The 24,558-nt window shown below is 60.4% G+C and carries 23 protein-coding genes; 8 read left to right on the top strand and 15 right to left on the bottom strand.

Annotation, left to right across the window (positions count from 1 at the left end; all coding sequences use genetic code 11):
- The 4 genes from folK to AACR14_RS04925 form a co-directional block, all read left to right on the top strand.
- On the top strand, positions 1-465 hold a 465-nt coding region (gene folK / locus AACR14_RS04940; RefSeq protein WP_019445358.1), incomplete at its 5' end, for a 2-amino-4-hydroxy-6-hydroxymethyldihydropteridine diphosphokinase.
- Entirely contained in the window at positions 462-1,256 is a 795-nt protein-coding gene (gene panB / locus AACR14_RS04935; protein ID WP_005304470.1) for a 3-methyl-2-oxobutanoate hydroxymethyltransferase, read from the top strand. The genes folK and panB, both read left to right, overlap by 4 nt.
- 201 nt (positions 1,257-1,457) lie before the next feature.
- Positions 1,458-2,312 (top strand): pantoate--beta-alanine ligase, encoded by an 855-nt coding sequence (gene panC, locus AACR14_RS04930; RefSeq protein ID WP_019445357.1) that lies wholly within the window; start codon positions 1,458-1,460, stop codon positions 2,310-2,312.
- Positions 2,313-2,456: 144 nt separating this feature from the next.
- Entirely contained in the window at positions 2,457-3,824 is a 1,368-nt protein-coding gene (locus AACR14_RS04925) for a cation:dicarboxylate symporter family transporter (protein ID WP_019445356.1), read from the top strand.
- 65 nt (positions 3,825-3,889) lie between these two features.
- On the opposite strand, the gene AACR14_RS04920 is transcribed toward AACR14_RS04925, so the two are convergent.
- From AACR14_RS04920 to AACR14_RS04910, 3 genes are all read right to left on the bottom strand, one after another.
- Entirely contained in the window at positions 3,890-4,417 is a 528-nt protein-coding gene (locus tag AACR14_RS04920; protein ID WP_019445355.1) for a rhodanese-like domain-containing protein, read from the bottom strand.
- A 4-nt stretch (positions 4,418-4,421) separates the two neighbouring features.
- The gene (locus AACR14_RS04915) at positions 4,422-4,841 is read right to left on the bottom strand and encodes a MauE/DoxX family redox-associated membrane protein (RefSeq protein WP_019445354.1); all 420 of its coding nucleotides are present in this window, start codon (positions 4,839-4,841) and stop codon (positions 4,422-4,424) included.
- 119 nt (positions 4,842-4,960) lie between these two features.
- A complete protein-coding gene (locus AACR14_RS04910; protein ID WP_236285191.1) occupies positions 4,961-5,314 on the bottom strand; it encodes a hypothetical protein in 354 nt (117 codons plus the stop codon).
- Positions 5,315-5,614: 300 nt separating this feature from the next.
- On the opposite strand from AACR14_RS04910, the gene AACR14_RS04905 reads away from it, so the two are divergent.
- Entirely contained in the window at positions 5,615-7,717 is a 2,103-nt protein-coding gene (locus tag AACR14_RS04905) for a hypothetical protein (protein ID WP_019445352.1), read from the top strand.
- Between the two features lie 59 nt (positions 7,718-7,776).
- Here the strand turns inward: AACR14_RS04905 and AACR14_RS04900 are convergent, their stop codons facing one another.
- The 3 genes from AACR14_RS04900 to hpt form a co-directional block, all read right to left on the bottom strand.
- On the bottom strand, positions 7,777-8,550 hold the full coding sequence (locus AACR14_RS04900; RefSeq protein WP_019445351.1) for an ABC transporter permease: 774 nt from the start codon (positions 8,548-8,550) through the stop codon (positions 7,777-7,779).
- Positions 8,547-9,464 carry an ABC transporter ATP-binding protein gene (locus AACR14_RS04895; protein ID WP_019445350.1) on the bottom strand — a complete coding sequence of 306 codons (918 nt, stop codon included), beginning with the start codon at positions 9,462-9,464 and terminating at the stop codon, positions 8,547-8,549. The genes AACR14_RS04900 and AACR14_RS04895 overlap by 4 nt, the downstream gene beginning before the upstream one ends.
- Before the next feature lie 111 nt (positions 9,465-9,575).
- Complete coding sequence (hpt, locus tag AACR14_RS04890; RefSeq protein WP_005362861.1) at positions 9,576-10,106, bottom strand: hypoxanthine phosphoribosyltransferase; 531 nt, start codon at positions 10,104-10,106, stop codon at positions 9,576-9,578.
- Between the two features lie 201 nt (positions 10,107-10,307).
- Here hpt and AACR14_RS04885 point away from each other — a divergent pair, with 201 nt between their 5' ends.
- Positions 10,308-10,922, top strand: coding sequence for a TetR/AcrR family transcriptional regulator (locus AACR14_RS04885; RefSeq protein ID WP_019445349.1), 615 nt, complete (start codon positions 10,308-10,310; stop codon positions 10,920-10,922).
- Positions 10,923-10,994: 72 nt separating this feature from the next.
- On the opposite strand, the gene AACR14_RS04880 is transcribed toward AACR14_RS04885, so the two are convergent.
- Together AACR14_RS04880 and mpl are read right to left on the bottom strand one after the other, a co-directional pair.
- Positions 10,995-11,606, bottom strand: a complete 612-nt coding sequence (locus tag AACR14_RS04880) for a flavin prenyltransferase UbiX (protein ID WP_019445348.1) — start codon at positions 11,604-11,606, stop codon at positions 10,995-10,997.
- Positions 11,603-12,973 carry a UDP-N-acetylmuramate:L-alanyl-gamma-D-glutamyl-meso-diaminopimelate ligase gene (gene mpl / locus AACR14_RS04875; RefSeq protein ID WP_019445347.1) on the bottom strand — a complete coding sequence of 457 codons (1,371 nt, stop codon included), beginning with the start codon at positions 12,971-12,973 and terminating at the stop codon, positions 11,603-11,605. The genes AACR14_RS04880 and mpl overlap by 4 nt, the downstream gene beginning before the upstream one ends.
- 258 nt (positions 12,974-13,231) lie before the next feature.
- On the opposite strand from mpl, the gene AACR14_RS04870 reads away from it, so the two are divergent.
- A complete protein-coding gene (locus AACR14_RS04870; RefSeq protein WP_019445346.1) occupies positions 13,232-13,933 on the top strand; it encodes a phosphatase PAP2 family protein in 702 nt (233 codons plus the stop codon).
- A gap of 70 nt (positions 13,934-14,003) precedes the next feature.
- Here the strand turns inward: AACR14_RS04870 and galE are convergent, their stop codons facing one another.
- The 7 genes from galE to barA form a co-directional block, all read right to left on the bottom strand.
- Entirely contained in the window at positions 14,004-15,017 is a 1,014-nt protein-coding gene (galE, locus tag AACR14_RS04865) for a UDP-glucose 4-epimerase GalE (RefSeq protein WP_019445345.1), read from the bottom strand.
- A gap of 116 nt (positions 15,018-15,133) precedes the next feature.
- Positions 15,134-16,123 (bottom strand): hybrid-cluster NAD(P)-dependent oxidoreductase, encoded by a 990-nt coding sequence (locus AACR14_RS04860; protein WP_019445344.1) that lies wholly within the window; start codon positions 16,121-16,123, stop codon positions 15,134-15,136.
- A gap of 121 nt (positions 16,124-16,244) precedes the next feature.
- Complete coding sequence (hcp, locus tag AACR14_RS04855; RefSeq protein ID WP_026034931.1) at positions 16,245-17,894, bottom strand: hydroxylamine reductase; 1,650 nt, start codon at positions 17,892-17,894, stop codon at positions 16,245-16,247.
- A gap of 289 nt (positions 17,895-18,183) precedes the next feature.
- Positions 18,184-18,651 carry a Dps family protein gene (locus AACR14_RS04850; RefSeq protein ID WP_005343312.1) on the bottom strand — a complete coding sequence of 156 codons (468 nt, stop codon included), beginning with the start codon at positions 18,649-18,651 and terminating at the stop codon, positions 18,184-18,186.
- 155 nt (positions 18,652-18,806) lie between these two features.
- Positions 18,807-19,694 (bottom strand): N-acetylmuramoyl-L-alanine amidase, encoded by an 888-nt coding sequence (locus tag AACR14_RS04845; protein WP_026034930.1) that lies wholly within the window; start codon positions 19,692-19,694, stop codon positions 18,807-18,809.
- Between the two features lie 34 nt (positions 19,695-19,728).
- Positions 19,729-20,208 (bottom strand): YehS family protein, encoded by a 480-nt coding sequence (locus tag AACR14_RS04840; protein WP_019445341.1) that lies wholly within the window; start codon positions 20,206-20,208, stop codon positions 19,729-19,731.
- An 89-nt stretch (positions 20,209-20,297) separates the two neighbouring features.
- Complete coding sequence (gene barA / locus AACR14_RS04835) at positions 20,298-23,015, bottom strand: two-component sensor histidine kinase BarA (protein ID WP_019445340.1); 2,718 nt, start codon at positions 23,013-23,015, stop codon at positions 20,298-20,300.
- 153 nt (positions 23,016-23,168) lie between these two features.
- Here barA and rlmD point away from each other — a divergent pair, with 153 nt between their 5' ends.
- The gene (gene rlmD / locus AACR14_RS04830; RefSeq protein ID WP_019445339.1) at positions 23,169-24,491 is read left to right on the top strand and encodes a 23S rRNA (uracil(1939)-C(5))-methyltransferase RlmD; all 1,323 of its coding nucleotides are present in this window, start codon (positions 23,169-23,171) and stop codon (positions 24,489-24,491) included.
- The last annotated feature ends 67 nt before the right edge of the window (positions 24,492-24,558 follow it).

Below are 24,558 nucleotides of genomic sequence, written 5' to 3'. Positions count from 1 at the left end.
GTCGGCCAGGCTCGCCGCGCCATCGCCGCGCTGGCAACCCTGCCGGATTCCGTGCTGGTGCAGGCCTCGTCGCTTTACAGCAGCCGCCCCATGGGCCCTGCTGATCAACCGGACTACGTCAATGCCGTGGCCCGGCTCAACACCCGGCTGGCGCCGCTGGCGCTGCTGGATCAACTGCAAAAAATCGAGCTGGAACAAGGACGTGTGCGCAAGGATGAGCGGTGGGGGCCGAGAACCCTGGATCTCGATCTGCTGCTCTATGGCGATCAGGTGATCAACTCTGAGCGCCTCATCGTTCCCCATTACGGCATGCAGGAGCGGGAGTTCGTGCTGCTGCCCCTGGCCGAAATCGCGCCCGCTCTGGTGCTGCCCTGCGGCACGCCGCTCGCACAACTGGTTGCCCGCTGCCCGCGCAATGGTCTTGCCATCATTGCCGCAAGTGCAGACGAACAGGAGCCTCTATGAGCAAGATCACCACCACCAACCTGCTGAAGATGAAGCAGGAAGGCCAACGAATCACCGCCATCACCGCCTATGATGCCACCTTTGCCAAGCTGTTCGACGACGAGGGCGCTCACGTGCTGCTCATCGGCGATTCGCTGGGCATGGTGCTGCAGGGTGGCCAGGATACCCTGGCGGTCAATATGGACGAGATGGTCTATCACACCCGTTGCGTGGTGCGCGGCACGACCAATGCCCTGGTGGTGAGCGATATGCCGTTCATGAGCTATGCCACCCCCGAGCAGACCTATCAGAACGCCGCCCGCCTGATGGCGGCCGGCGCCCGCATGGTGAAGATGGAAGGGGGTGACTGGCTGTGCGACTCCATCCGCCATCTGACCCGCAACGGCGTGCCGGTGTGCGGCCACCTCGGCCTCACCCCGCAATCCGTGCACGTGTTTGGCGGCTTCAAGGTGCAGGGGCGCGACGAGTTTCAGGCGCAGGAGATCTACCGTCAGGCCCTCGAGCTGCAGGCAGCCGGCATCCAGCTGCTGGTGCTCGAGTGCGTGCCCACTTCGCTGGCCGAGCGCATCAGCAAGGCGCTGCGCATTCCGGTGATCGGCATAGGTGCCGGCCCGGCCACCGACGGCCAGATCCTGGTGATGCACGACGCCTTCGGCATCACCTCCGGCTATGTGCCCAAGTTCACCAAGAACTTCCTGGCCGAGACCGGCGACATGCGCGCCGCCATCCGGCTCTATGTGAAGCAGGTGAGCGAAGGGACCTTCCCGGGCCCGGAGCACTGCTTCAACTGATCCTGGCAGTTGCATGATGGGGGCTGCGGCCCCCGTCTCTGCTTCTCAGCCTCGCACAGTTAATCCGTATAGCTAATCCGTATCTTATTGATTCATCTAAAGATGAACTGCTGATAGCCATGCTCGTGCCCCATCCCGCCCGAGCGCTATCGGTAGATGCAACCCGTCTCTCTTTTTGATTTATCGGAAGGTGAACTGCTGATGTTGGTCGTAAATAATCCCGTCGTTCTGCGTGAGCAGATAAGCCAATGGCGCCGTGAAGGCCGTGCCATCGCATTCGTGCCCACCATGGGCAATCTGCATCAGGGTCACCTGACGCTGGTGAAAGAGGCGCACAGCCACGCCGAGAAGGTGGTGGTCAGCATCTTCGTCAACCCGATGCAGTTCGACAAGGCCGAGGATCTTGCCAACTACCCGCGCACTCTGGAGCAGGATTGCGCCGCGCTGGAAGCCGCCGGCGTCGATATGGTGTTCACCCCGACCCCGGAGATCATGTATCCGCAGGGGCTGGCCAGCCAGACCTTCGTCGAGGTGCCGGGTCTCTCCAATCTGCTGGAGGGGGCGCTGCGCCCGGGTCACTTCCGTGGTGTCAGTACCGTCGTCACCAAGCTGTTCAATCTGGTACAGCCGGATGTGGCCTGCTTTGGCCAGAAGGATTACCAGCAGCTGGCGCTTATTCGCAAGATGGTGGCCGACATGGCGATGCCCATCGAGATCGTTGGCGTGCCCACCGTGCGGGCCGAAGACGGGCTGGCGCTCTCTTCGCGCAACGGCTACCTGACTGCCGCCGAGCGGGCCATTGCCCCTGAGCTGGCGCGCACCATGAACTGGATCGCCGAGCAGATCGAAGCGGGTGACCACCACCTGCCCTCCTTGGTGGCGCAGGCCAGCCAACGCCTCGACAACGCCGGTTTTCGTACCGATGCCATCGACATCGTCGATGCTGCCACCCTCGAATCCGCCACTGACGAGAGCGCGCAGCTGGTGATCCTGATGGCCGCTTATCTTGGCAAGGCCCGCCTTATCGACAACCGCGTCGTCACCGTAAAGAAGTAATTCCCCCGATTGCCAGCGGACGCCTTCCCGGGCGTCCGCTGCTTTTTCACGCCTGCCATTTGGCGTTTTCCCTCGCGACTCTGCTCGCACCCGCTGTTTTCTCTCTCCACAATCGGCCCTGATGGCCGCTACAGGTGTTTATTTATGTTTACCTTGTTTGCTTCGTTGCTCTTCTGTCTGCTCTGTTTTGCCCTGACCCGGCTGCCCGCTTCGGTGCCGCTCTCGCGCAAGGTGCTCGCCGGTCTGCTGCTGGGGGGGCTGTTTGGTCTCGGTCTGCAGCTGGGCTGGGGCGCCGATGATGTCGGCGTCCAGCAGACCCTGGAGTGGGTCAATATCGTCGGTGGCGGCTATGTCAACCTGCTCAAGGTGGTGATGATGCCGCTGGTGTTCACCTCCATCCTCTCCGCCATCAACAAGCTGGAGCAGGCCCAGTCTCTCGGCAAGATCAGCGCCGTGCTGATCGGCTCCATGCTGACGCTGGTGATGATCGCCGGTGTGGTGGGAATGACAGTGACCCATCTGAGCGGCCTCACTGCCGCCGGACTGCTGAGCCACGGTAGCGACAGCGTCACCCTGCAACAGAGCATGAGCACCATCGACAGTGCCCAGACTCTGCCGGCCCTGCTGCTCTCGCTGGTGCCTACCAACTTTGCCGCCGATATGGCGGGTAGCCGCGGTCTCTCGGTGATCGGGGTGGTGATCTTCACCGTGCTGGCTGGGGTTGCCCTGCTGCAGTTGAAGGCGGAGCATCCGCAGGCGGGTGCTCGCGCCGCCGTGGCCATCGACACCCTGCAACTGTGGGTGATGAAGATGGTGCGGGTGGTGATTGCGCTCACCCCCTATGGCGTGATGGCGCTGATCGCCCGGGTGGTGGCTCACTATCCACTGAGCGAGATCCTCAGTCTGCTCGGCTTTATTCTGGTCTGCTACGTTGCCATTCTGGCGATGTTTGCGGTACACATGGTGATCCTGCTGCTGATCGGCCAGAACCCGCTGCACTACCTGCGGGAAGTGTGGGGCGTGCTCACCTTCGCCTTTATCTCCCGCAGCAGCGCCGCCTCCATCCCGCTCAGCATCGAGACCCAGCAGCGTCTTGGGGTGCCCGCCAGCATCGCCAACTTTGCCGCCTCGTTCGGTGCCAACCTCGGCCAGAACGGCTGCGCCGGTATCTATCCGGCCATGATGGTGGCGATGATTGCCCCCATGCTCGGCATCAACCCCTTTGATCCCCTGTTCCTGCTGACGCTGCTGCCGGTGATTGCGCTGGGCTCTATCGGGGTGGCCGGCGTCGGCGGTGGCGGCACCTTCGCTGCGCTGATCGTGCTCTCCACCCTCAACTTCCCTATCGCGCTGGTGGGGGTGATGATCGCCATCGAGCCGCTGGTGGACATGGGCCGTACTGCTCTCAACGTCAATGGCTCCATCATGGCGGCGATGATCACCAAGCGCCTGCTGGGTGAACAGGCGCAGAGCGATGTCGCGCAAGGCGAAGCGTCCCGAGTCGCCAGCTGACAGCCAGCATCAAAATGAGAGAAGCCCGCAGTTGCGGGCTTCTTTTTTTGGGGCGAAAGGTCGGGTTACTCGGCCGTGACGGGGTAGCCGGCCCCTTTCCAGGCGAAGATGCCGCCAGGCACCCGATAGACCTGTTGATAGCCCTGAGTCACCGCCCAGGCGGCAGCGTTGTGGCTGCGGCCGCACTTGACGAAGCCGCAGTAGATCACCACAGGGCGGGACTTGTCTTCACCCAGCAGCGCCTGGAACTGCTCCGGTGTACCGCTCCCCTCGACGATTTCGCTCCAGTTGTCACCAGCCTTGGCCTCTTTCACAAAGACAAAGTTTTTGGCCCCCGGAATGTGCTCTTTCTTGTAGGAGTCCTCAAAAGGCATGGTGTCGATGATCACCAGCTCCTCGCCCTTGTCCATCCGGGTCTTCAGCTCGGCCACGGTCAGCAGCTGATAGCCCCCCTGCTGCGCCTCCTGTGCCAGCTGTACAGCCGATTGCTCAAGCTTCACCTCCTGCTCGAACTGGTTGTCGCCACAGCCCGCGAGGGCAAAGCTGGCGGCGATCAGCGAGGCTACCAGAGTGCGGGATCGCAATGTCATCATGTCACTACTCCTTTGGAACGGGAAAAACGGGGCGGGAAGTTCGCAGCAGGGCGCCCGCAAGCGTCAGTAGCAGCAGATCCCGCACAATGGCCTCCGGCAACGAGCCGAGATCAGCCCTGCCGAGACAGCCGCAAGAGATGTCGAGCCCGATGGCGATGCCATAGCCCAACACCGGAATAAATAGGGCGAGCAGCCCGATCACCAGCCACAGTCCCCAGCGCCGGTTGGCGATGACCGCAAGCCCTGCGCAGAGCTCAAGGGCAATCAGCCCCCAGGCCACCGGCGGGAGCAGTGACGGCCAGATCAGGCCAAAGGCGCCGATCTGCTCGATGAACAGGGCGGGGGAGACCAGCTTGAACCCGGCAGAGGCGAGGAAGAATCCCCCCAGCGCCAGATTGGCCAGCATGCGCAACAACGCAGGCATGTTCTACCTCTTTCTAGAGAGGGGTAAATTCTAACAATTCCCGATTGAGCCGCAATGACTAAACCCATGCCGGACATGATAAATCTCGATTTTGCGGGGCAGTGACCAGAATGGGGGCGCTAGACCCTGATGGTGGCGGTTGTGGAGGCGGGATGCTGTGGCTGTGTCGATTGCTCCCTGTCGTGCTGGTGGGTCAGCAGTTCGGCAGCCAGCTCGATGGCCCGCTCGAGCAGTAGCAGCAGACTGTCGACCGTCAGATGATCGAGCCACTCGCGGGCCCAGATCAGGGTCTCTCCCTGCTCGGTCTGATCCAGCAGAAACACTGGCTCGTCGCCAAGGTGGTTGAGCAGGGGCGTGTTGGGCATGGCGTGGCCCGGTAGCAGCAGATAGATCACCAGATGGCCCTCATCCTCTGCCAGCGTCAGCACCAGCTCGTCGTTAATGGTCAGGGTGGTGGCTGTCTGTCCAGCCACCGGGAGCGGAAGTCCAAGTTGTGTGTACAGGGCGGTAATGAGAGCGTGATACATGGCCAAACCTCTGGCAGGGGAAGAGTGACACCCTATGCGGCTGATCGGTGGCTGCTTATCACTTGTCGTCATTTTTTTAGCGTTTTTGGTCGGCGGGGCGAATGATTGTGCCGAAATTGTGAGCTGACAGACATCTTTTACGGGTCAGTCCGAATCCTAAAAAAGCGGGACCATCGCTGACAGGGTGGCAAGGGGGGGGTGGCGTACGCTGAGGATCTTCTCTCTCATCAACGCAGGTTTCTTGCCATGAAAATTGCCTCCCCAGATATCGATGTAAGCCGTCATCAGCAGACAACCCCTGATGCCACTCCACCTGCTACTGCTCGCCTTGGCAACGCCAGACTACGGCTGCTGGATGCCGGTAACCGGGAGTTCGAGAGGGGGATCCGCCGCGGTGTTGGCCATCGGCAGAGCCCGGAACTCAAGGCGGTCAAGCAGGCGGTACGGCACTATCAGGCCCAGCCAACGCCTTCACTGGCCGGGCTGGCGAAGATCGAACAGGCGCTGCAGTTCTGGATCGACTCGGGCAAGAACCGCTCCCGTCAGCAGGATCCCGTGTTGCAAAAACTGGTCGATGACATCGCTGTCCGCCGTCAGGCGTTGGCACAGGGTGGCAAGCCTCCCTCATTTCAGCTGGCGTGGGTCTGCAACGAGCAGGGGAGAGTCAATCAGCCTATCGAGAGTAACCAGCAGATCCGTCAGTGGTGCAGCGAGTTGGCTCGCCTGCAACAGGAAGGGGTCAACGACCTGTTCAAGCAGGAGCTGCAAGGGGGACTAGACCTGATGTTCGGGGTGAGTGAGGGGATGATGGCGCGACGGCTGGAGCGGGCGCCGACCTGTGAAGAGGTCGCAGCAAGCCACGAGTGGCAGCTGTTTTGCGGGACCTTGCGTCAGGCTCTGCCCGCACTGGGTGAGCTCAAGCCCCAAGCCACTGCCGAGGAGAATGGTCGCGATATCCTGTTGACCCACAGTCAGTTGCTGGAGCTCGGTCACCTCAAGGAGGTTCTGGATCTCAGCATTCAGCAGCAGGTGAGCAAGCAGGGGGAGATTGGCTTGCTCAGGACCGAGCTGCTGACCGCGCTGGTGGATGGACTGGATGAACCCTGGCTTGAGCGCGAGGCGCAGGAGAAGGCGCTCTGGCAGGGAGAGGGCGCATCAGGCAAGCACTATCAGAGTGGTGTCCGAGCCGAGCTCAAGAGCCCTCTCTCTGCGGCCAGCAAGGAGCTGAAACCGGGTGAGCCCGTGAGCCAGAAGGCCTTTGGCGGACTCGGGCTGGTCAGTGCCAGTGCGCTGGTGGAGGCTTTCGCCAAGATCGAGATTGGCAAGTGGGAGGGGCGTCGCGACACACCGGTAGGAGAGTTTGCCGGCAAGGTGGCGCTGACCCAGGAGAACAAGGCGAGTGCCAAGGCCGAGCTGGTGATTGGCAAGGCGGAGGGCTCATTGGTGTTCAATCCGGTGAACAAGATCGTCAATGATACCGACGGATCGCGTTATACCCCGGGGCCCCATGACCTTAGTCTGCTGCGCATCGGTGCCAGTGCCGAGCTGGTGAGCAAGTTGGGGTTGTCGGCGGAGGGGAGCTGGACCATCGGTAATCTGCTCAACGCCAAGCTGGCAGGTTCGGCCGAGGTGGGGGTCAACGCCAAGATGGAGGCCGGGGCCGCAGCCATCATGACGCCCAATGGGCCTGTGGTCAGCGTGACGGCGAACGCCTCGGCCTTTGCTGGTATGAAAGCAGAGGGGAGTGCCCAGCTAAACCTGCTCAAGAGTCAGTATGCGGATGCCTATAGCCTTTCGGCCAAAGTACGCGCCTCCGCCAATCTGGGTGTCGGTGCATCGGCCGGTGCCACTGCGGCTTTCGGGCCGGAGGGAGCCAAGTTTCATACTACCCTTGGCGTGACACTGGGGGTGGGGTCAGATGTCGGTTGGGAGGGCGGAGTCAACGCCATGGCCACCAAGGCGTATGCACTGGAGCTGGCTGCTCGTGCGGTAAGCAACTTTGATCAGCGCAAAGGGGAGCAGCTAGATGGACTGGCGATGGCGGCAGGGAATGAAAACCGTCTCTTCGAACTGGCCCAGCGGGTCGATAACCGGATTGTCACTCTCGCCACCCAGTTGGAGGAACTGCAGCTGGCGGCCAGCGAGAACCGGATCCGGATGCAGGAGAGCCTGATCGATCCCGATCTCGCGGCTGGTCGCACCGCCATGGCACAGGCTATCGACGATGCTTTCGGTCAGGAGCGGGTCGATGAGCAGGGGGGCGTCACGGTTCCCGAGCGGGCTGCCGAGCGCAACGAGAAGCTTGAGCTCACCGCCCGGCTGCTAAAGGATCACGCCATCCGGGTCTAAGTCATCCCGAGGCCGGTAGGACAATGAAAACGGGCACCGCGAGGTGCCCGTTTTGGCAATCAGTGGCGCAGCCCGGTGCCGCGGGAGATAAGCCACCAGGCGATACCGTAGAGGGCCACGATAAAGCCGATGATGATGAGGTAGGCTGTGCCGAGCGGCACGTCGGAGATACCGAGGAAGCCGTAACGGAACGCGTTCACCATGTAGATGATGGGGTTCACCTGGGAGACCCCCTGCCAGAACGGGGGCAGCAGGCTGATGGAGTAGAACACCCCGCCCAGATAGGTGAGGGGTGTCAGCACGAAGGTGGGGATGATGCTGATGTCGTCGAAGGTCTTGGCAAACACCGCGTTGATAAGGCCACCCAGCGAGAAGAGGATGGCGGTCAGCAGCACGGTGAAGCAGACGCTGAACAGGTGGTGGATCTGCAGCGGCACGAAGAAGAGCGACACCAGGGTGACGATAAGGCCGACGCAGAGGCCGCGTGCCACGCCCCCACCCACGTAACCGGCGATGATGACGTAGTTGGGCACCGGCGCGACCAGCATCTCCTCGATATTGCGCTGGAACTTGGCGCTGAAGAAGGAGGAGGCAACGTTGGAGTAGGAGTTGGTGATCACCGACATCATGATGAGGCCGGGCACGATGAACTCCATGTAGGTGAAACCGCCCATGTCACCGATGCGCGAACCGATCAGGTTGCCGAAGATGACGAAGTAGAGGCTCATGGTGATGGCCGGTGGCACCAGGGTCTGGATCCAGATCCGGGTAAAGCGGCTCACCTCTTTGGCCAGAATGCTCTTGAAGGCGATGTAGTAGATGGCCAGATTCATGCTTTTCTCCCCTCTTCGACCAGATTGACGAACAGCTCTTCCAGCCGGTTGGCCTTGTTGCGCATGCTCACGACCTGCACCTGCTGGCTCGACAGCTGCTCGAACAGGCTGTTGAGTGACTGGCTCTTGTCGAGATCCACCTCGAGGGTGCGCTCATCCTGCATGCGGCCGTTGAACTCTGGCACCTCAGGTACGGCAGAACCTGGCGCAAGGTCGAGCAGGAAGGTCTCGCGACCCAGCTTGCCCAGCAGATTCTTCATGCTGGTGTTCTCGATCAGACGACCCTTGTCGATGATGCCGATGTTGCGGCAGAGCATCTCGGCCTCTTCCAGATAGTGGGTGGTGAGGATGATGGTGACGCCCTGCTCGTTGAGATCCTTGAGGAAGGTCCACATGGAGCGGCGGATCTCGATATCGACCCCGGCGGTCGGCTCATCGAGGATCAACAGCTTGGGCTCGTGCATCAGGGCGCGGGCGATCATCAGGCGGCGCTTCATGCCGCCGGAGAGGGTGCGGGCAGGCATGTCGCGCTTCTCCCACAGATCGAGCTGGCGCAGGTACTTCTCGGCGCGGATCTTGGCTTCCGCCTTGGGCACGCCGTAGAAACCGGCCTGATGGGTGACAATCTGGATCACCTTCTCGAACTGGCTGAAGTTGAACTCCTGCGGTACCAGTCCGAGCTGGGCCTTGGCCTGTTCGAGATCGCTGTCGATGTCGTAGCCAAACACCTTCACCTTGCCGGCGCTCTTGTTCACCAGCGAGCTGATGACGCCGATGGTGGTGGACTTGCCCGCGCCGTTCGGGCCGAGCAGGGCGAAGAAATCCCCCTGCCTGACGGTAAGATCGATGCCTTTAAGGGCTTCGACGCCCCCCTGATAGGTCTTTTTCAGGCCGCTGATTTCCAGTGCGTTCATTGCAACCTCTGTGATGGTTGAATCCGGCTCGATACAGAAAAGGCGGCCAAGGCCGCCTGCACAGAGTAAAGGGCGCAGGGCCGCTTCACCCGTGATATTCCTGAACCTGGCTTACTCCTGGGGTACCACTTTGCCGATAAACGGCAGGTTGCGGTACTTCTGGGCGTAGTCGATGCCACAGCCGACCACGAATTCGTCCGGAATGGCGAAGCCAATCCAGTCGACCGGCACCTGCACTTCGCGGCGGGAGGGTTTGTCCAGCAGGGTGCAGATGGCCAGGGATTTCGGCTCGCGCAGGGAGAGGATCTCGCGCACCTTGTTGAGGGTGTAACCGGTGTCGATGATGTCTTCCACGATCACCACATCCTTGCCCTTGATGTCATCGTCCAGGTCTTTGAGGATGCGGACGTCACGGGTGCTGTGCATGCCGGAGCCGTAGCTGGAGGCGGTCATGAAGTCCAGGGTGATGGGCAGCTTGCACTGGCGGCAGAGGTCGGCCAGGAAGATGCAGGAACCGCGCAGCAGCGCAATCATCACGACTTCGTCAGAACCCTGATAGCGGGCGGTGATCTCTTCACCCAATTTGGCGATCCGGGCGGCTACTTCAGCCTCGGAGATCATCACCTCGACGGTGTGTTTCATCACTTACTCCCATAAGGCCAAAGGGGATTTGGCCGTTCATGAATATCAAAACCGATGATTCTACCACTCATGTTGAAGGGTGCTAGAGATACGTGGTGCTTTTATCGGCTTATTTTAATTGATAGAGTTAGCAGGCACTCAGGCATGATTAGTTAAAATACTATAAACACCATAATCAATAACTATTAGATGATAAAAACTATGGAACCACGCGCAGAAATAAGACGTCGTACCCGGCTGTCGCCGGAAGCTCGTCGCTCCCAATTGATGGAATGTGCCATCGAGGTGTTCTCCCGTCGCGGCATTGGCCGTGCAGGTCACGCCGAGATAGCCGAACAGGCCAAGGTCTCTGTGGCTACCGTCTTCAACTATTTCAACACCCGCGAGGAGTTGGTAGATGAGGTGCTGGCCGAGATCGAACGCTTTGTGAACCAGATGCTGTCGCAGGCATACGGTGACCAGGGCTCCATTTTCGACAAGATCCAGCGTCATGTACGCCTCTCTGTCGATGCCGCCTACGATCAACCGGATTATGCCGGTATCTGGCTGGAGTGGAGCTCATCGGTTCGGGAAGAGGTATGGCCCCGCTATACCCGGCTGCTCGATCACTGCCTTGAGCTGATCGCCAGCGAGCTGCAAACCTCCATGGATGCAGGGGAGATCACCAGCGTGCTGTCAGCACAGGATCTGGCCCGCTCTTTGACCGGTTTTGGCTATGTGATGATGCAGATGATCAATCAACCTCAGCGCCCGGCGCGACAAGAGGTGACTGATTTCCTGTTCAAGTACGTGACGGCGCCAATTCAGGCTCGCTAACACGACTTAACGAAAAAACGGCGTCACTCATTGAGTGGCGCCGTTTTTTTATGGCCGGATATGGCGGTCACCTCAGCGGTGGCTATAGCCCCAGCGGTGGGTCAACTCATGCTCGACACCTAGATGATCGAGGATGCGGGCGACCATAAAGTCCACCAGATCGGCGATGCTTTTCGGCTCATGATAGAAACCGGGGGCGGCAGGCATGATGGTCACCCCGAGCCGCGCCAGTTTCAGCATGTTCTCCAGATGGATCGCCGAGAAGGGGGTTTCGCGGGGTACCAGGATCAGCTGACCGCGCTCCTTGATCACCACGTCCGCTGCCCGTTCCAGCAGGTTGTCCGAGGTGCCGTTGGCAATGGCCGAGACGGTGCCCATGGAGCAGGGGCAGACCACCATCTGTTTGGGCGCTGCCGAACCGGAGGCCACCGGCGAGAACCACTCCTCCTTGCTGCAGGCGACAATCTGCCCCTCCTTGGCGCCATATTGGCGACAAAGATAGGCAGAGAGCTCTTTCGGCGAGCCGGGCCAATCCTGCTGCTGCTCGGTCTTGAGTACCACTCGTGCCGCCGAGGAGGCGAGCAGGTAGACCCGATAGTCCGCCTGCACCAGACACTGGAGCAGGCGCAGGGCGTAGGGGGCGCCGGAGGCGCCGGTCAGCGCCAGGGTGATCGCTTTGTTCATAGTTCGCCGTGGTAATCCTTGAGGCGGGCGATCAGCTTGTCATGAATGCCGCCAAAGCCGCCGTTGCTCATGATCAGAATATGGTCGCCATCGCGGCTCTCGGCCACCAGCCGGTTGATCAGGGTCTCCAGATCGTTGAACACCTTGGCCGGTCGGGTCATATGGGCAGTCACTTCGCCGAGATCCCAGCCGATGTTGGGAGGCTGGAAGAAGAACACCTCGTCAGCACCATCGAAGCAGCCGGCCAGCTCCTCCTTGTGTACCCCCAGTTTCATGGTGTTGGAGCGCGGCTCCAGCACTGCCAGGATACGGGCTTTGCCTACCTTGGCACGCAGACCGCCAAGGGTGGTTTCGATGGCGGTGGGGTGGTGGGCGAAGTCGTCATAAACGCTGATGCCAGCTACCTCGCCCTTGAGCTCCATCCGCCGTTTGGGGGATTTGAACTGGCAGAGCGCTGCAATACCGTGCTCCACCATGACACCGGCGTGGCGGGCAGCCGCGATGGCCATCAGGCCATTGTTGACGTTGTGCTCGCCGATGCACTCCCAGTGCACCTCGCCCTGCTTTTCGCCATCCAGCCACACCTCGAAAGCGGAGCCGTCATCGGCCAGCTTGACCGCTTTCCACTTGGCGTCGTCCTGACCGACCAGCTCTACTTCGCTCCAGCAGCCCATCTTGCGTACGGCGGTGAGGTTGTCATCCGTTTGCGGGAACAGCACCCGGCCGTTGCTCGGCACTGTGCGCATCAGGTGGTGGAACTGGCGCTGGATGGCGGCGAGATCCGGGAAGATATCGGCGTGGTCGAACTCCAGGTTGTTCATCACCAGGGTACGCGGGTGGTAGTGAACGAACTTGGAGCGTTTGTCGAAGAAGGCGCAGTCATACTCGTCTGCTTCGATGACGAAGAAGGGGGCAGAGCCGAGACGGGCGGAGACCGGGAAGTTACCCGGCACGCCGCCAATAAGGAAACCGGGTTCCAGTTTGGCGTACTCCAGCACCCAGGCCAGCATGCTGGCGGTGGTGGTTTTGCCATGGGTACCGGCAACGGCTAGCACCCAGCGATCTTGCAGCACGTGCTCCAGCAGCCACTGGGGACCGGAGATGTAGGGCAGATTGCGGTCCAGCACATATTCAACACAGGGGTTGCCGCGGCTCATGGCGTTGCCAATCACCACCAGATCCGGCGCCGGATCGAGCTGGGACGGATCATAGCCTTCGGTCAGTTCGATGCCCTGTTGCTCGAGCTGGGTGCTCATGGGGGGATAGACATTGGCATCCGAACCGGTCACCCGGTAACCAAGCTGTTTTGCCAACACCGCCAGACCACCCATAAAGGTGCCGCAGATCCCGAGAATGTGAATATGCATACCGCTTCCTTTCGCAGTAAAGGGAAGTGCGCATTCTAGGGGGTGTTGCGGTGGTGGCACAAGCCGCACTCATGGTGAGAAGCCCACAGATGCAGCACCGGAGGCAGAAATCTTGGCGCTGTTGGGATATGCGAGATTGGAATGGGCTGACGGGCTTTGTTTGAGGCTTGATATTGTGTCGCACTTTCTTACAATTCTTCGGTTTTGTGACGCACGCTACAGTTTTACGATATCGCCCTTTTCCAAAGGAGAGTCCCCATGGGCAAGTTCCTGCTTTGCTATCTGGTCGGTGGTCTGGTGGCCATCAGTTGGGCTGCGCTGCCCGCTCATGGTCCCTGGGATCAGTGGGACCTCACGATTTTTCACACCGTTAACGGCTGGCTCGGGCAGTCGGCTCTGTGGGCCGATCTGGTGGCCATCACCAATAACCGGCTGTTCGATCTGGCGGTGCTGGCCTGTATGGGGCTGATCCTGGCCCGCTGTTTCTTTGCACGGGATCTGGCGGGTCGTCGCCAACTGGTAGCGATGGGCATAGTGATGCTGCTGAGTGCTCTGGTGATCAACCAGCTTGGTCACCGATTGCCGGTGGAGCGACCCAGTCCGACCCTGATGGTGGCCGATGCGCTGCGGGTGACCCAGATCAGCGGTATTCCGACCAAGGACTCTTCCGGTGATAGCTTCCCCGGGGATCACGCCCTGTTCCTGATGATCTTCGCCGGTTTTGCCCTGCGCTATCTGCCGCGCTGGGCGGGAGTCACCGCATTGCTGATGGTGCCGATCTTCTCCGCGCCGCGCATTCTGGCTGGGGCTCACTGGTTTACCGATGTCTACGTCGGCGCACTGGGGCTGGCGACCCTCTGTCTGCCTTGGTTGCTGCTGACCCCACTGGCGGATCGGCTGATAAAGCGCATCGCCCCCCGATTGGCCCGTGTGCCGCTGCTGCGCAGTCAGACCCCCTGATTGAACGTCGCAAAATAAAACGCCCCGACATGAAAATGTCGGGGCGTTTTGTTATCAACCCGCTAGATCATCAGCCTTGATAGCCGTTCGGGTTGTTGCTTTGCCAGCGCCAGGTATCGACCATCATCTGCTCCAGACCGCGCTCTGCTTGCCAGCCCAGCTCGGCACGGGCTAGCGTCGGCTCTGCCCAGCACTCGGCGATGTCGCCCGGGCGACGGGGTTTGATCTGGTAGGGAATGGGTCGGCCGCTGGCCGCTTCAAACGCCTTGACCATCTCCAGTACCGAGTAGCCTTGACCTGTGCCCAGGTTGTAGGTGAAGACGCCGGTGTCGCTCTTGATGCGCGCCAGTGCTTTCAGGTGGCCGATGGCGAGATCCACCACATGGATGTAGTCACGTACGCCGGTGCCATCCGGGGTCGGGTAGTCGTTGCCAAATACCCCCAGCTCCTTGAGCTTGCCGACACCCACCTGGCTGATATAGGGCAACAGGTTGTTGGGGATGCCGTTGGGATCTTCACCAATCAGGCCGCTCTCGTGGGCGCCTACCGGGTTGAAGTAACGCAGCAGTACGATGGCCCAGCGGGGATCGGATTTGGCGAGATCACGGAGGATCTCCTCCACCATCAGCTTGGAGCGACCATAGGGGTTGGTGGCGCTGGTGGGGAAATCTTCCCGCAGCGGTACCGAGGCGGGATCGCCATAGACGGTGGCCGAGGAGCTGAATACCAAGCGGAAAACGCCAGCCTTGGCCATCTCTTCGCACAGCACCAGGGTGCCGGTGATGTTGTTCTGGTAGTAGGTGAGCGGGATCTGGCTCGACTCCCCGACCGCCTTGAGACCGGCGAAGTGGATCACCGATTTGATCTGATGGTTGGCAAACAGCTGCTGCAGACAGGCTCTGTCCAGCACATCCCCTTCGACGAAGATGACCGGCTTGCCGGTGATCTGTTCGACCCGCTTGAGTGACTCCGGTGAGGAGTTGGAGAGGTTGTCCAGCACCACGACCTGCTGCCCCGCACCGAGCAGCTCAACCAGGGTGTGGGAGCCGATATAGCCGGCACCCCCTGTGACCAGTATTGTCATTTTTTATCCCGTGTTCTGGTGAAACTGGGGCAGAGTCTAGCGCCCCTGTCTAGTTGGGAAAAGGTTGAGATACCGATAACGCGTTCACCGCACCTCACAGAAGCCTTCACCACACCTCAATAATCGAGACTGATATCCCCTTTCGCAGTGCAGGAGCATGCCAGAGCAATGCCGCTCGCCAGATCCTGCGCACTCAATGTCATCACGCTCTGGCGCTCGATGTCACCTGTGGTGGTGCAACGACAGCTGCCACATACCCCGGCGCGACAAGCCGCCATCATGGTTTCGCCCGCAGCTTCCAATGCCGCCAGCAGGGTCTGACTCGGCAGGATCTTCACCTTTTTGCCGCTCTTTTTCAGGGTCAGCCAGAAGTGGTCGCTGGTGGTGGTGGCGGGCTCTGCGGGAGGAAGACCAAAGGACTCCTGATGCAGCTGATCCGGCGGCAATCCCAGCTCAGCCAGCATGGCGCTGACCGCCGCCATATAGGGGGCCGGGCCGCAGAGATAGACATGGCGTTCGCGCAGATCTGGGGCCAGTTCGGCCAGCATGGCGGGGGTGAGTCGGCCAATCCAGGGGTGATCTGCTGGGGCATCTTCCAGAATCAGGGCATGGCGTACACCGGCATGGGCCTCAGCCAGTGCAGCCAAGTCATTTGCGAAGATCACATCTGCTGGCGAGCGGGCGCTATGGATAAAGCGGATATCGGCATCCGGTCGTTTGGCGAGCTCGTCTCGCAACATGGCCCACATGGGGGTGATGCCGGAGCCGGCACTGAGCAGCAGTGGCCGTTCGCAAGGCAGGGCGGTCAGGTTGAAATCGCCAAAGGGACCATCCACCCGGATCTCGTCGCCCACTTGCAGGGTCTGATGCAGATGGTGGGAGACCCGTCCCACATCCTTGATTGTCACCTGCCAGCATGCATCCTGCGGGCTGGAGGAGAGGGTATAGGCGCGGCACTCCGGCTGGCCGTCAATCTGGGTATGCAGGGTGATGCACTGGCCAGCCAGTACGGGAGGGAGGCTGCCGGAAAGCGGCGCCAGCTGCCAGCTCACGACGTCGTGGGTGTTCTGTTGGCGGCCAATGCAGGTGAGCGTGAGAGAGGTCATCACAAGGCTCCTTATGTTTGATAAGGTTTGAAACTGTTTGAAAAACGTCTGGTGAAAAAGCCGGGTCCAGAAAAAAGGCGAGCCGAGCGGCTCGCCAAATGCTTACAACATGAGGTGCCGATCAGGCCGCCAGGATCTCGGCCAGGTCAGCCTCGGCCGTGGTGGTCCCTTTCAGGCCAAATTGCTCCTCCAGCACCTTGAGCAGCGCCGGGGTGAGGAAGGCGGGGGCGGTCGGGCCGGTACGAATGTCTTTCACCCCGAGGGAGAGCAGGGTGAGCAGAATGACGATGGCTTTTTGCTCGAACCAGGAGAGCACCAGCGTCAGCGGCAGATCGTTGACCCCGCACTCGAACGCCTCGGAGAGTGCCAGCGCCAACTGAATGGCGGAGTAGGCATCGTTGCACTGACCCACGTCCAGCAGACGCGGAATGCCGCCGATGTCGCCAAAGTCGAGCTTGTTGAACTTGTACTTGCCGCAACCCAGGGTGAGCAGCAGGCTGTCGCGCGGCGCCGCCTTGGCAAACTCGGTGAAGTAGGCGCGTTCGGCCTTGTCGCCGTCACAGCCACCCACCAGGAAAAAGTGGCTGATCTCCCCGGCTTTGACCTTCTCAATCACTGCGGGCGCAGCCTGCATCAGGGCGTTGCGGGCAAAGCCGATGGTGATGAAGTGCTCGAGCTCGGTGTGCTTGAAGCCTTCCAGCGCTTGGGCCTTGGCGATCACGGCGGAGAAATCATCCCCCTCCAGATGAGTGACGCCCGGCCAGCCGACGATGGAGCGGGTGAAGATGCGATCTGAGTAATTGCCCACGTTCGGGTCGATGATGCAGTTGGAGGTCATCACCACGGCGCCCGGGAAGTTGGCAAACTCCTTCTGCTGGTTTTGCCAGGCGGAGCCGTAGTTGCCCACCAGATGGGGGTACTGCTTGAAGAAGGGGTAGGCCAGCGCGGGCAGCATCTCGCCGTGGGTGTAGATATGAATGCCGGTCCCCTTGGTCTGCTCCAGAATGAGCTTGAGATCCATCATGTCGTGGCCGGAGACCAGAATGCACTTGCCGGGAATTGGCGTGACCCTGACCCGGGTTGGCTCCGGATGGCCGAAGGCGCTGGTTTCACCGAGATCCAGCATCTCCATGATTTTGAAGTTGAGCTGACCGATCTCCATGGCACAGCTGAACAGCCGACCCATTTCGCTCGGGTCTGTGCTGAGCCAGCTCATGATGCGGTGGAATTCGGCGGCCACCTCGTCACTCTGCTGATCCAGCACCCGGGCGTGCTCCATATAGGCGGCGGCGCCCTTGAGGCCGTAAAGACAGAGCAGACGCAGCCCCATGATGTCTTCGTTCACTTCGCTCTTGCCCCGATTGGGTGCGGCTGGTGCGGCATGGGCAAGTTGCTCCAGCAGCTCGGCACCGGGTTCGAAGTAAGCGGAGTGCGGCAAGTCTTTGACCTGCACCGCCATGGCGGTCATACGATCGGCCAGCTGCTGGCGATAGGCGAGGGCCTGATTGACATAGGCCACGATGCGATTCGAGTCGAAGTTGACGTTGGTGAGGGTGGCGAAGAAGGCCTTGGGCACGAAGGCATCGATCTCGCGATCTATGATGCCTTGCTCACGGGCGGCCAGCGCCCAGGCGCTGAGCCCCTGCAGGGTATAGATCAGTACATCCTGCAGATCCGAGGTTTCCGCCGTCTTGCCGCACATACCTTGTGCGTAGGCACAGCCGTTGCCTGCCGGGGTACGAATTGTCTGTTCACATTGCACACAAAACATCATGCCTCTCCTAATTGGACATTTCAGTTGTCTGTTTTGTGGCGATTCTATTCCTCTCGCGAAAAACTTAATAGGCATTCAATTTGCCAATTAAGATTCCCTTGATGCAGATCAAAAACAAAAAAAGCCGCCCAAACAGGGCGGCAAGCGGGTTGATAAAAGGAGAGACAACTCAGGTTTGCAACAGAACATAAAAATCAGACGGATTGGGCCGTGGTCTGGTCAGGAGCTTCCGGCCCGGTACTTACTCAAGCCAGCATACGTACGCTGTAGTCGGCTTGGTTCACTATCAGGCCAGATAAGCGCGTAGCATCCAGACCAGTTTTTCCTGCTGCTGCACATAGTCGGAGAGGATAGAGGCTGTGCCCTCATCACCGGCTTCGGCGGCTTGGCCCAGAATACGGCGCTGGGCGACCAGCAGTTCGCGGAAGCTATCCAGCAAGGATTCGACACAGGCGCGGCCATCGTGCAGCCCTTTTTGTTCTGGGATGGCAGAGACTTTCAGGTATTCACTGAAGCTGTGCATTGGCACGCCATCCAGGGTCAGGATCCGCTCGGCCAGTGCATCGACTTTCAGCAGCAGGTCGTTGTAAATCTCTTCAAATTTCAGGTGCAGTTCGAAGAACTGGTTACCACGAATATTCCAGTGGAAGCCGCGCACGTTCATGTAGAGGATCTGGTAGCTGGCCAGCAATTTATTCAACTCGGCTGCCAGGGCTTGTGATTGAGCAGTATCAAGACCAATCGGGCTTTTCATCATTCACCTCCAGATTTGGAAATCGGTTTGAAATTCTCTTTCGGAACGCAGTCAGAGTAACGCCTTGCAAAATGCAGGGACAATTGCTTGTGCCTAACTGTTTGATAGCTAATGGCTATCAAACAGTACGCAGCAACGGGGGCAATGGATGAGGATTAGGGGAAGTATTTTTCGAGCATTGCCATCAGGATGGCCTGACACTCGCGGTCCGGTTTGCTATCGACTTTGCTGGCGCGAAAGTGGAGTTGAAAGGCGCCCATGACGGCGCGGCTCTGTTCATCCCACTGGCCGGTTTGGGACAGGCCATAGCCATAGCGGGCCAGCTGCTGCTGCCACATGGCCGCATCCCAATCGGGCAATGGACTGGCCAGTAACTCGGCCACCCGACCTTCATCTGGCCAGGCGCCGACCCCGTACGTCAGATAGAGCTGGCGCCAGGGGAAGTGGGGGCCGGGATCCTGCTTGCGCTCGGGGGCGACATCGCTGTGGCCCAGCACCTGGGTCGGTGGAATCTGGTAGCGGGCGACCAGCTCCCGGCTGAGGGCGCCGACGGCAGCAATCTGCTGTGGGGTATAGGGTTGCCAGCGGCGAGCATGGGGTGCCAGCGGCTCATCTTCTGCTGGATAGCCGAGGTTGACGATCTCGATGCCAAGGGAGCTTGCATTGAGCCCGGCATATTGGTGCCAACGGCTGCGTCCTGCATGCCAGGCACGCGCGCTGTCCGGCACCAGCTGATAGACGGTGAGCGGTGTTTCGTGGCTGTCGCGGCGGATCAGGTAGTGGGCGCTCACCTTGTGCTCCGGCTCGGTCAGCAGGCGCAGGGAGTTGGCATCGTCTTCATCGGTGTAGTGGAGGATCAGAAAGGCGATCCGCTCGTTCTGGTTGGCGCTCTGATAACGGGTTGAGAGCTGATATTCGGACGGAGTACAACCACCCAGCAGCAGAACCAGTGGCAGAAAGAAGAGGGGAAGAAGACAGCGCCAGCGCCATCCCCCTGCCACAGTCAGTCTGCTGAGCGTGGGAGGAGTGAGTCGCTGGCACATGTCGAAGGCCCGGTCTGGTCAGTCGCGCGGCTGGTTAGCCGCGGTATTTGGCAGTGAGACCGATCAGGAAGTTGCGCAGGATCTGATCCCCGCAATCCTGATAGTGCTTGTGATCCTTGGAGCGGAACAGGGCACTGAGCTCGGACTTGGAGAGGTTGAAGTCGGCGAGCTTGAGGGTGCCGAGCATATCCTCTTCCTTGAAGTTGAGACCGATGCGCAGCTTGCGCAGGATCATATTGTTGTTGATCCGGTTCGGGATCTCCTGGGCCGGTGCATCTTCGCGCACGCCGCGGCGGGCGATAATGAAGCCGTCGAGGAACTGGCTCAGAGCCGAGTCGGGACAGGCGACATAGCCTGCCTCTTGCTCTTCACCTTCCGCGGCCTCTTTCATCAACCAGCTGTGCAGCTGGGCGTGAGTGACCGTCAGGTTGCCCTTGGCAAACATCTCGACCATCTGGTCGTTGCTGATGGTGAGGGCGTAGCGCAGACGGCGCAGAATATCGTTGTTGGTCATGCTGACTCCTGTGTAAACGGCGCAACTTTACCATCTGGCGGCCCTCGCGTCAGAAAAAGCGGGGGCCGATACAGTTCAGGTCAAGCTCATCAAGCCTTGCCGAGATAGCGGGGCGCCTCCTGGCGCACCAGTTCCAGCGCATCTTGCAGCTCCAGCAGCTCGGGTTCCAGCTCGCTGACCGGCACGCCGTCACGCAGCTGTTGCTCCAGCTGGGAGAGCAGCCGTTGCAGTCCCGGCACCCCGGAATAGGCACAGCCGCCGTTGAGGCGATGGAGCTGGGCCAGCACCTCGCTATCTTCAATTTCGCCAGCCAGCGCGCTATCCAGCACAGGTTCCACTTCGTCGAAACTGGCCAGCAGCATGGTCAGCATCTCTCTGGCGAGATGCTCTTTCCCCGCCGCCTGCCGCACCGCCAGTGCCCAGTCGATCTGTTGGGCACCATTATTCTGGTGGCGGCGATGGGCAAAGTCGGTGATGAGCTGGGCCAGCATGCTCTCGTCGATGGGTTTGGCCAGATAGTCGTCCATCCCCTGGCGGATCAGCCGCTCCCGTTCGCCGGGGATGGCGTGGGCGGTCACCGCCACGATCGGGGTGGTGGTGTTGAGGGACTGGTTGCGGATCGCCTGGGTGGCGCTGATGCCATCCATGATCGGCATCTGGATATCCATGAAGATGATGTCGAACGGCTGGCTCTGGGCCTGCTTGACCGCCTCCTTGCCGTTTTTGCACACCACCACCTGACTCACCATCTCCTTGAGCATGGCGGCGATCAGCTTGAGGTTGGCGGCGTTGTCATCCACCGCCAGCACCTTGATTGGCTGCAACTGGCTCGGCGCAGGTTGCGCGGGCAGCTTCTGGCGGCTCGATTCCGGCGATAGCAGGGCGTGCAGCAGCTTGCGGTGGTTGACCGGTTTGGAGAGACAATGCTGGGCGCCATGGGCCAGCATAGCTTCATAGAGCGCCGGCTCGTGGCTGCTGAGCAGCACTATGGTGTTCTGCTGCTGGCCGTTCAGTCTGTCGAGGCGGCCGATCACCTGCTGCGGCGTATGCAGGGTGCTGCTGCCGATGATCACCATCTCCTGCTCGCTCATCTCGGGCCAGGGATCATCGCTGGTCAGTGGGTGCACGTCGAGGTGCCACTCCGCCAGCAGGGCGAGCAGAGAGGCTTGCGCGAAGGGATCCGGTTCCAGCAGCCAGAGCCGTTTGCCACGGATCCGATCCAGCGGCAGTTGATCGGTCTGGGGCAGGGGGGAGACCTCCACATCCAGACTGAACGAGAAGAGGGAGCCCTTGCCGAGTTCCGATTCGAAGCGGATCTGGCCGCCCATCTGCTGCACCAGCTTCTGGGTGATAACGAGGCCCAGGCCCGTGCCGCCATAACGGCGGGAGATGGAGGAGTCGGCCTGATTGAAGGCCTGGAACAGCTGATGTTGCTGCTCTTGGGAGATGCCGATGCCGGTATCACGGATCTGGACGTTGAGCCTCACCTTGTGGTTGCCACTGCCGGTCTGCTCGATATGGACATCCACGTTGCCTTGCTCGGTGAACTTGATGGCGTTGCCGGTGAGGTTGGTCAGCACCTGTTGCAGACGCATGGGGTCGCCGGTGAGGTAATCCGGCACATCGGCATCCACCCGCAGAGAGAGCTCCAGCTGCTTGTCGTGGGCGCTGGGGCCGAGCAGGTGCATGGTCTCGTTGAGAGTGTCGCGCAGGCTGAACGGGATATGCTCCAGCTGCAGCTTGCCCGCTTCCAGCTTCGAGAAGTCGAGGATGTCGTTGATGATGCCAAGCAGGTTGCGCGCCGATTTCTCGATGGTCTGCATGTAGTCGGTCTGGCTCGGGGTCAGGCTGGTTTTCAGCAGCTGGCGGGTAAAACCGATGACCCCGTTGAGCGGAGTGCGCAGCTCGTGGGACATGTTGGCCAGAAACTCCGACTTGACCCGCGCCGCCTCCTGCGCCCGCTTCTTGGCCATGTCGAGCTCGACGTTCTGGATCTCGATCTGCTCCAGGGTTTCGCGCAGGTCAGAGGTGGCCTGATCGATATTCTGCTGCATCTCTTCGTGATATTCGGAGAGCGCTTTGGCCATGGCGTTGATGCCGTTTTTCAGCATATCCAGCTCGCCGGTGAGCTGGCCGCTGACCCGGGTATCGAGCCGCCCCTCCCTGATCTTGTGCACTGCCTGCACCATGTTGGTGATGGGCTGGGTCACGCTCTTGACCAGCCGGAAGCCAAACAGGGTACTGAAGGCGACCCCGATGAGCACCATGATCACCGCAAAGAAGGTGTCGCGGTACTGCAGCAGCATGGCCCTGTCGGTCGCCATCTGCATCGAGATGTAGCCGATCATCGGCGGCTCTACATCGCTGGGCAGCGGGAAGCCATCCAGACTGGTTTCAGCCTGGATCGGGGTGCGCAAAATGATGTCATCCCCCTGAAACGTCACGCTGGTCAGATCCGGAATGGGCTCGCCATCGGGCAGTCTGAGTCGGGTGAAATCCCGGTGGTAGTTCGAGGTGACGAACAGCTGGTTGTCCTGGGTGAAGACAGCGATGGACTTGATGAAGGGGGAGTTCTTGCGATGGGTCAGGCCAATTAGCCGCTTGAGGGATTCGCGACTGTGCTGGGTCATCCCGTATTCACTGGCGATCGCCAGCGGTTCGATGATGTTGATCCCCTGATCAATGAGGTTGTTTTCCAGCTGCTGGTAGCGGTGGAAGGTGAAGTAACCGGCCATCAGGCCACCGATGATCAGGGTCGGCAGGATGGTGAAGGCGAGAACGCGTGCTCTCAGGCCATATTTGGTCATACGAACAGGCCACCAGTGAACAGGGTTGGCGATAGGGTTGATGGCAATACACGGGCTCTGTGGCCGTATTTGGTCATACTATTATTCTTGTGGGACAATACCCGGCAGCAGGTTCCACAATCATGACATAGCCACCTATAGGCACCAAGTTTTATGGCCCAGTTTTTCAAGCCCCAAAAGAAGTCCACCCAGCTCCAACGCATTGAATTTACGATAGACACCCTCGATCACCACTGCGTCGGTATCGGTCGTCATCAGGGCAAGGCGATCTTCGTCGAAGGGGCGCTGCCCGGCGAGACCGTCAAGGCACGCATCACCGAAGAGAAAAAGCAGTATGGTCACGCCGCCTTGCAACAGGTGGTGACCCCGGCAGCCAACCGTATCGCTCCCTTCTGCAGCCACTATCGCGAGTGCGGCGGTTGCAGTGCCCAGCACATGTCGGTTGCCGATCAGCAAGCCGCCAAGGCGGCCGGACTGGTCAGCCTGTTCGAGCGGTTGGGCAACATCAAGGCGCCGGCGCTGGAGCCGGTACTGACCGGTGAAGATCGTGCCTACCGCCGGGTCTGTCGTCTGGCCATCAAATTTGACAAGAACGGTCGCTGCACCCGGGTCGGTTTCCGCCGTCGCAACAGCAACGATCTGGTGGAAATCGAAGGGTGCCCTGTGCTGGCCGAGCCGCTCTCTGCGCTGATTGCCCCGCTGCGTGAGTGCCTCAATCGCTTGAAGAGCCAGCGCGAGCTGGGCCATGCGGAGCTTATCCAGGCCGAGCAGGGGAGCATGATGCTGCTGCGCCACACCGGCCGCCCCAATGAGGCGGATCGCGCCCTGCTGGTGGAGTTTGCAAAAGCGCAGGGGATCGACCTCTACCTGCAGGCGGCTGATGATCGCATCGAAGCGCTGCAGCAACAATTTTCCCCATCCTATTCGCTGGATGGCCTGTCTCTTGCATTTGCTCCGGGTGACTTCATTCAGGTCAACGGCCCCATCAACCAGAGCATGGTTGAGCAGGCGCTGACATGGCTCGGGGCGAGCAAGGATGACAAGGTGCTCGATCTCTTCTGCGGCATCGGCAACTTCACCCTGCCGCTGGCCCGTCAGGCTCGCGAAGTGGTCGGTGTGGAAGGTGAACTGGCCATGGTGCAGCGGGCCGAAGAGAACGCCCGTCGCAACGGCATCACCAATGCCCGTTTCTACAAAGCCGACCTGAGCGATGACATAGTCGGCATGTCCTGGGCGCGGGAAGGGTTTGATCTGGTGCTGCTGGATCCGGCTCGTCCCGGCGCGCTGGAAGTGATGGGACACGTCGTGAAACTTTCACCCAAGCGGGTGGTCTACGTCTCCTGTAACCCGGTCACCCTGGCGCGGGACAGTCAGGTGCTGGTGAAAGGGGGTTACCGTCTGGTGCGCCTCGGCATGCTCGACATGTTCCCTCACACCGGTCATCTGGAGTCCATGGCGCTGTTTGAACGGGAGTAAATGACTCATCAGTACGGCGATGCCGGATAGGTCATCCGGCATGTTCGTTACTCTTTGAGCAGGTGTG

The sequence above is a fragment of the Aeromonas sp. 159 genome, from assembly GCF_963862045.1.
Classification (GTDB): Bacteria; Pseudomonadota; Gammaproteobacteria; order Enterobacterales; family Aeromonadaceae; genus Aeromonas; species Aeromonas veronii.
Note: the sequence above shows the minus strand (reverse complement) of the source record. Positions and strands in the feature narration are given on the sequence as shown.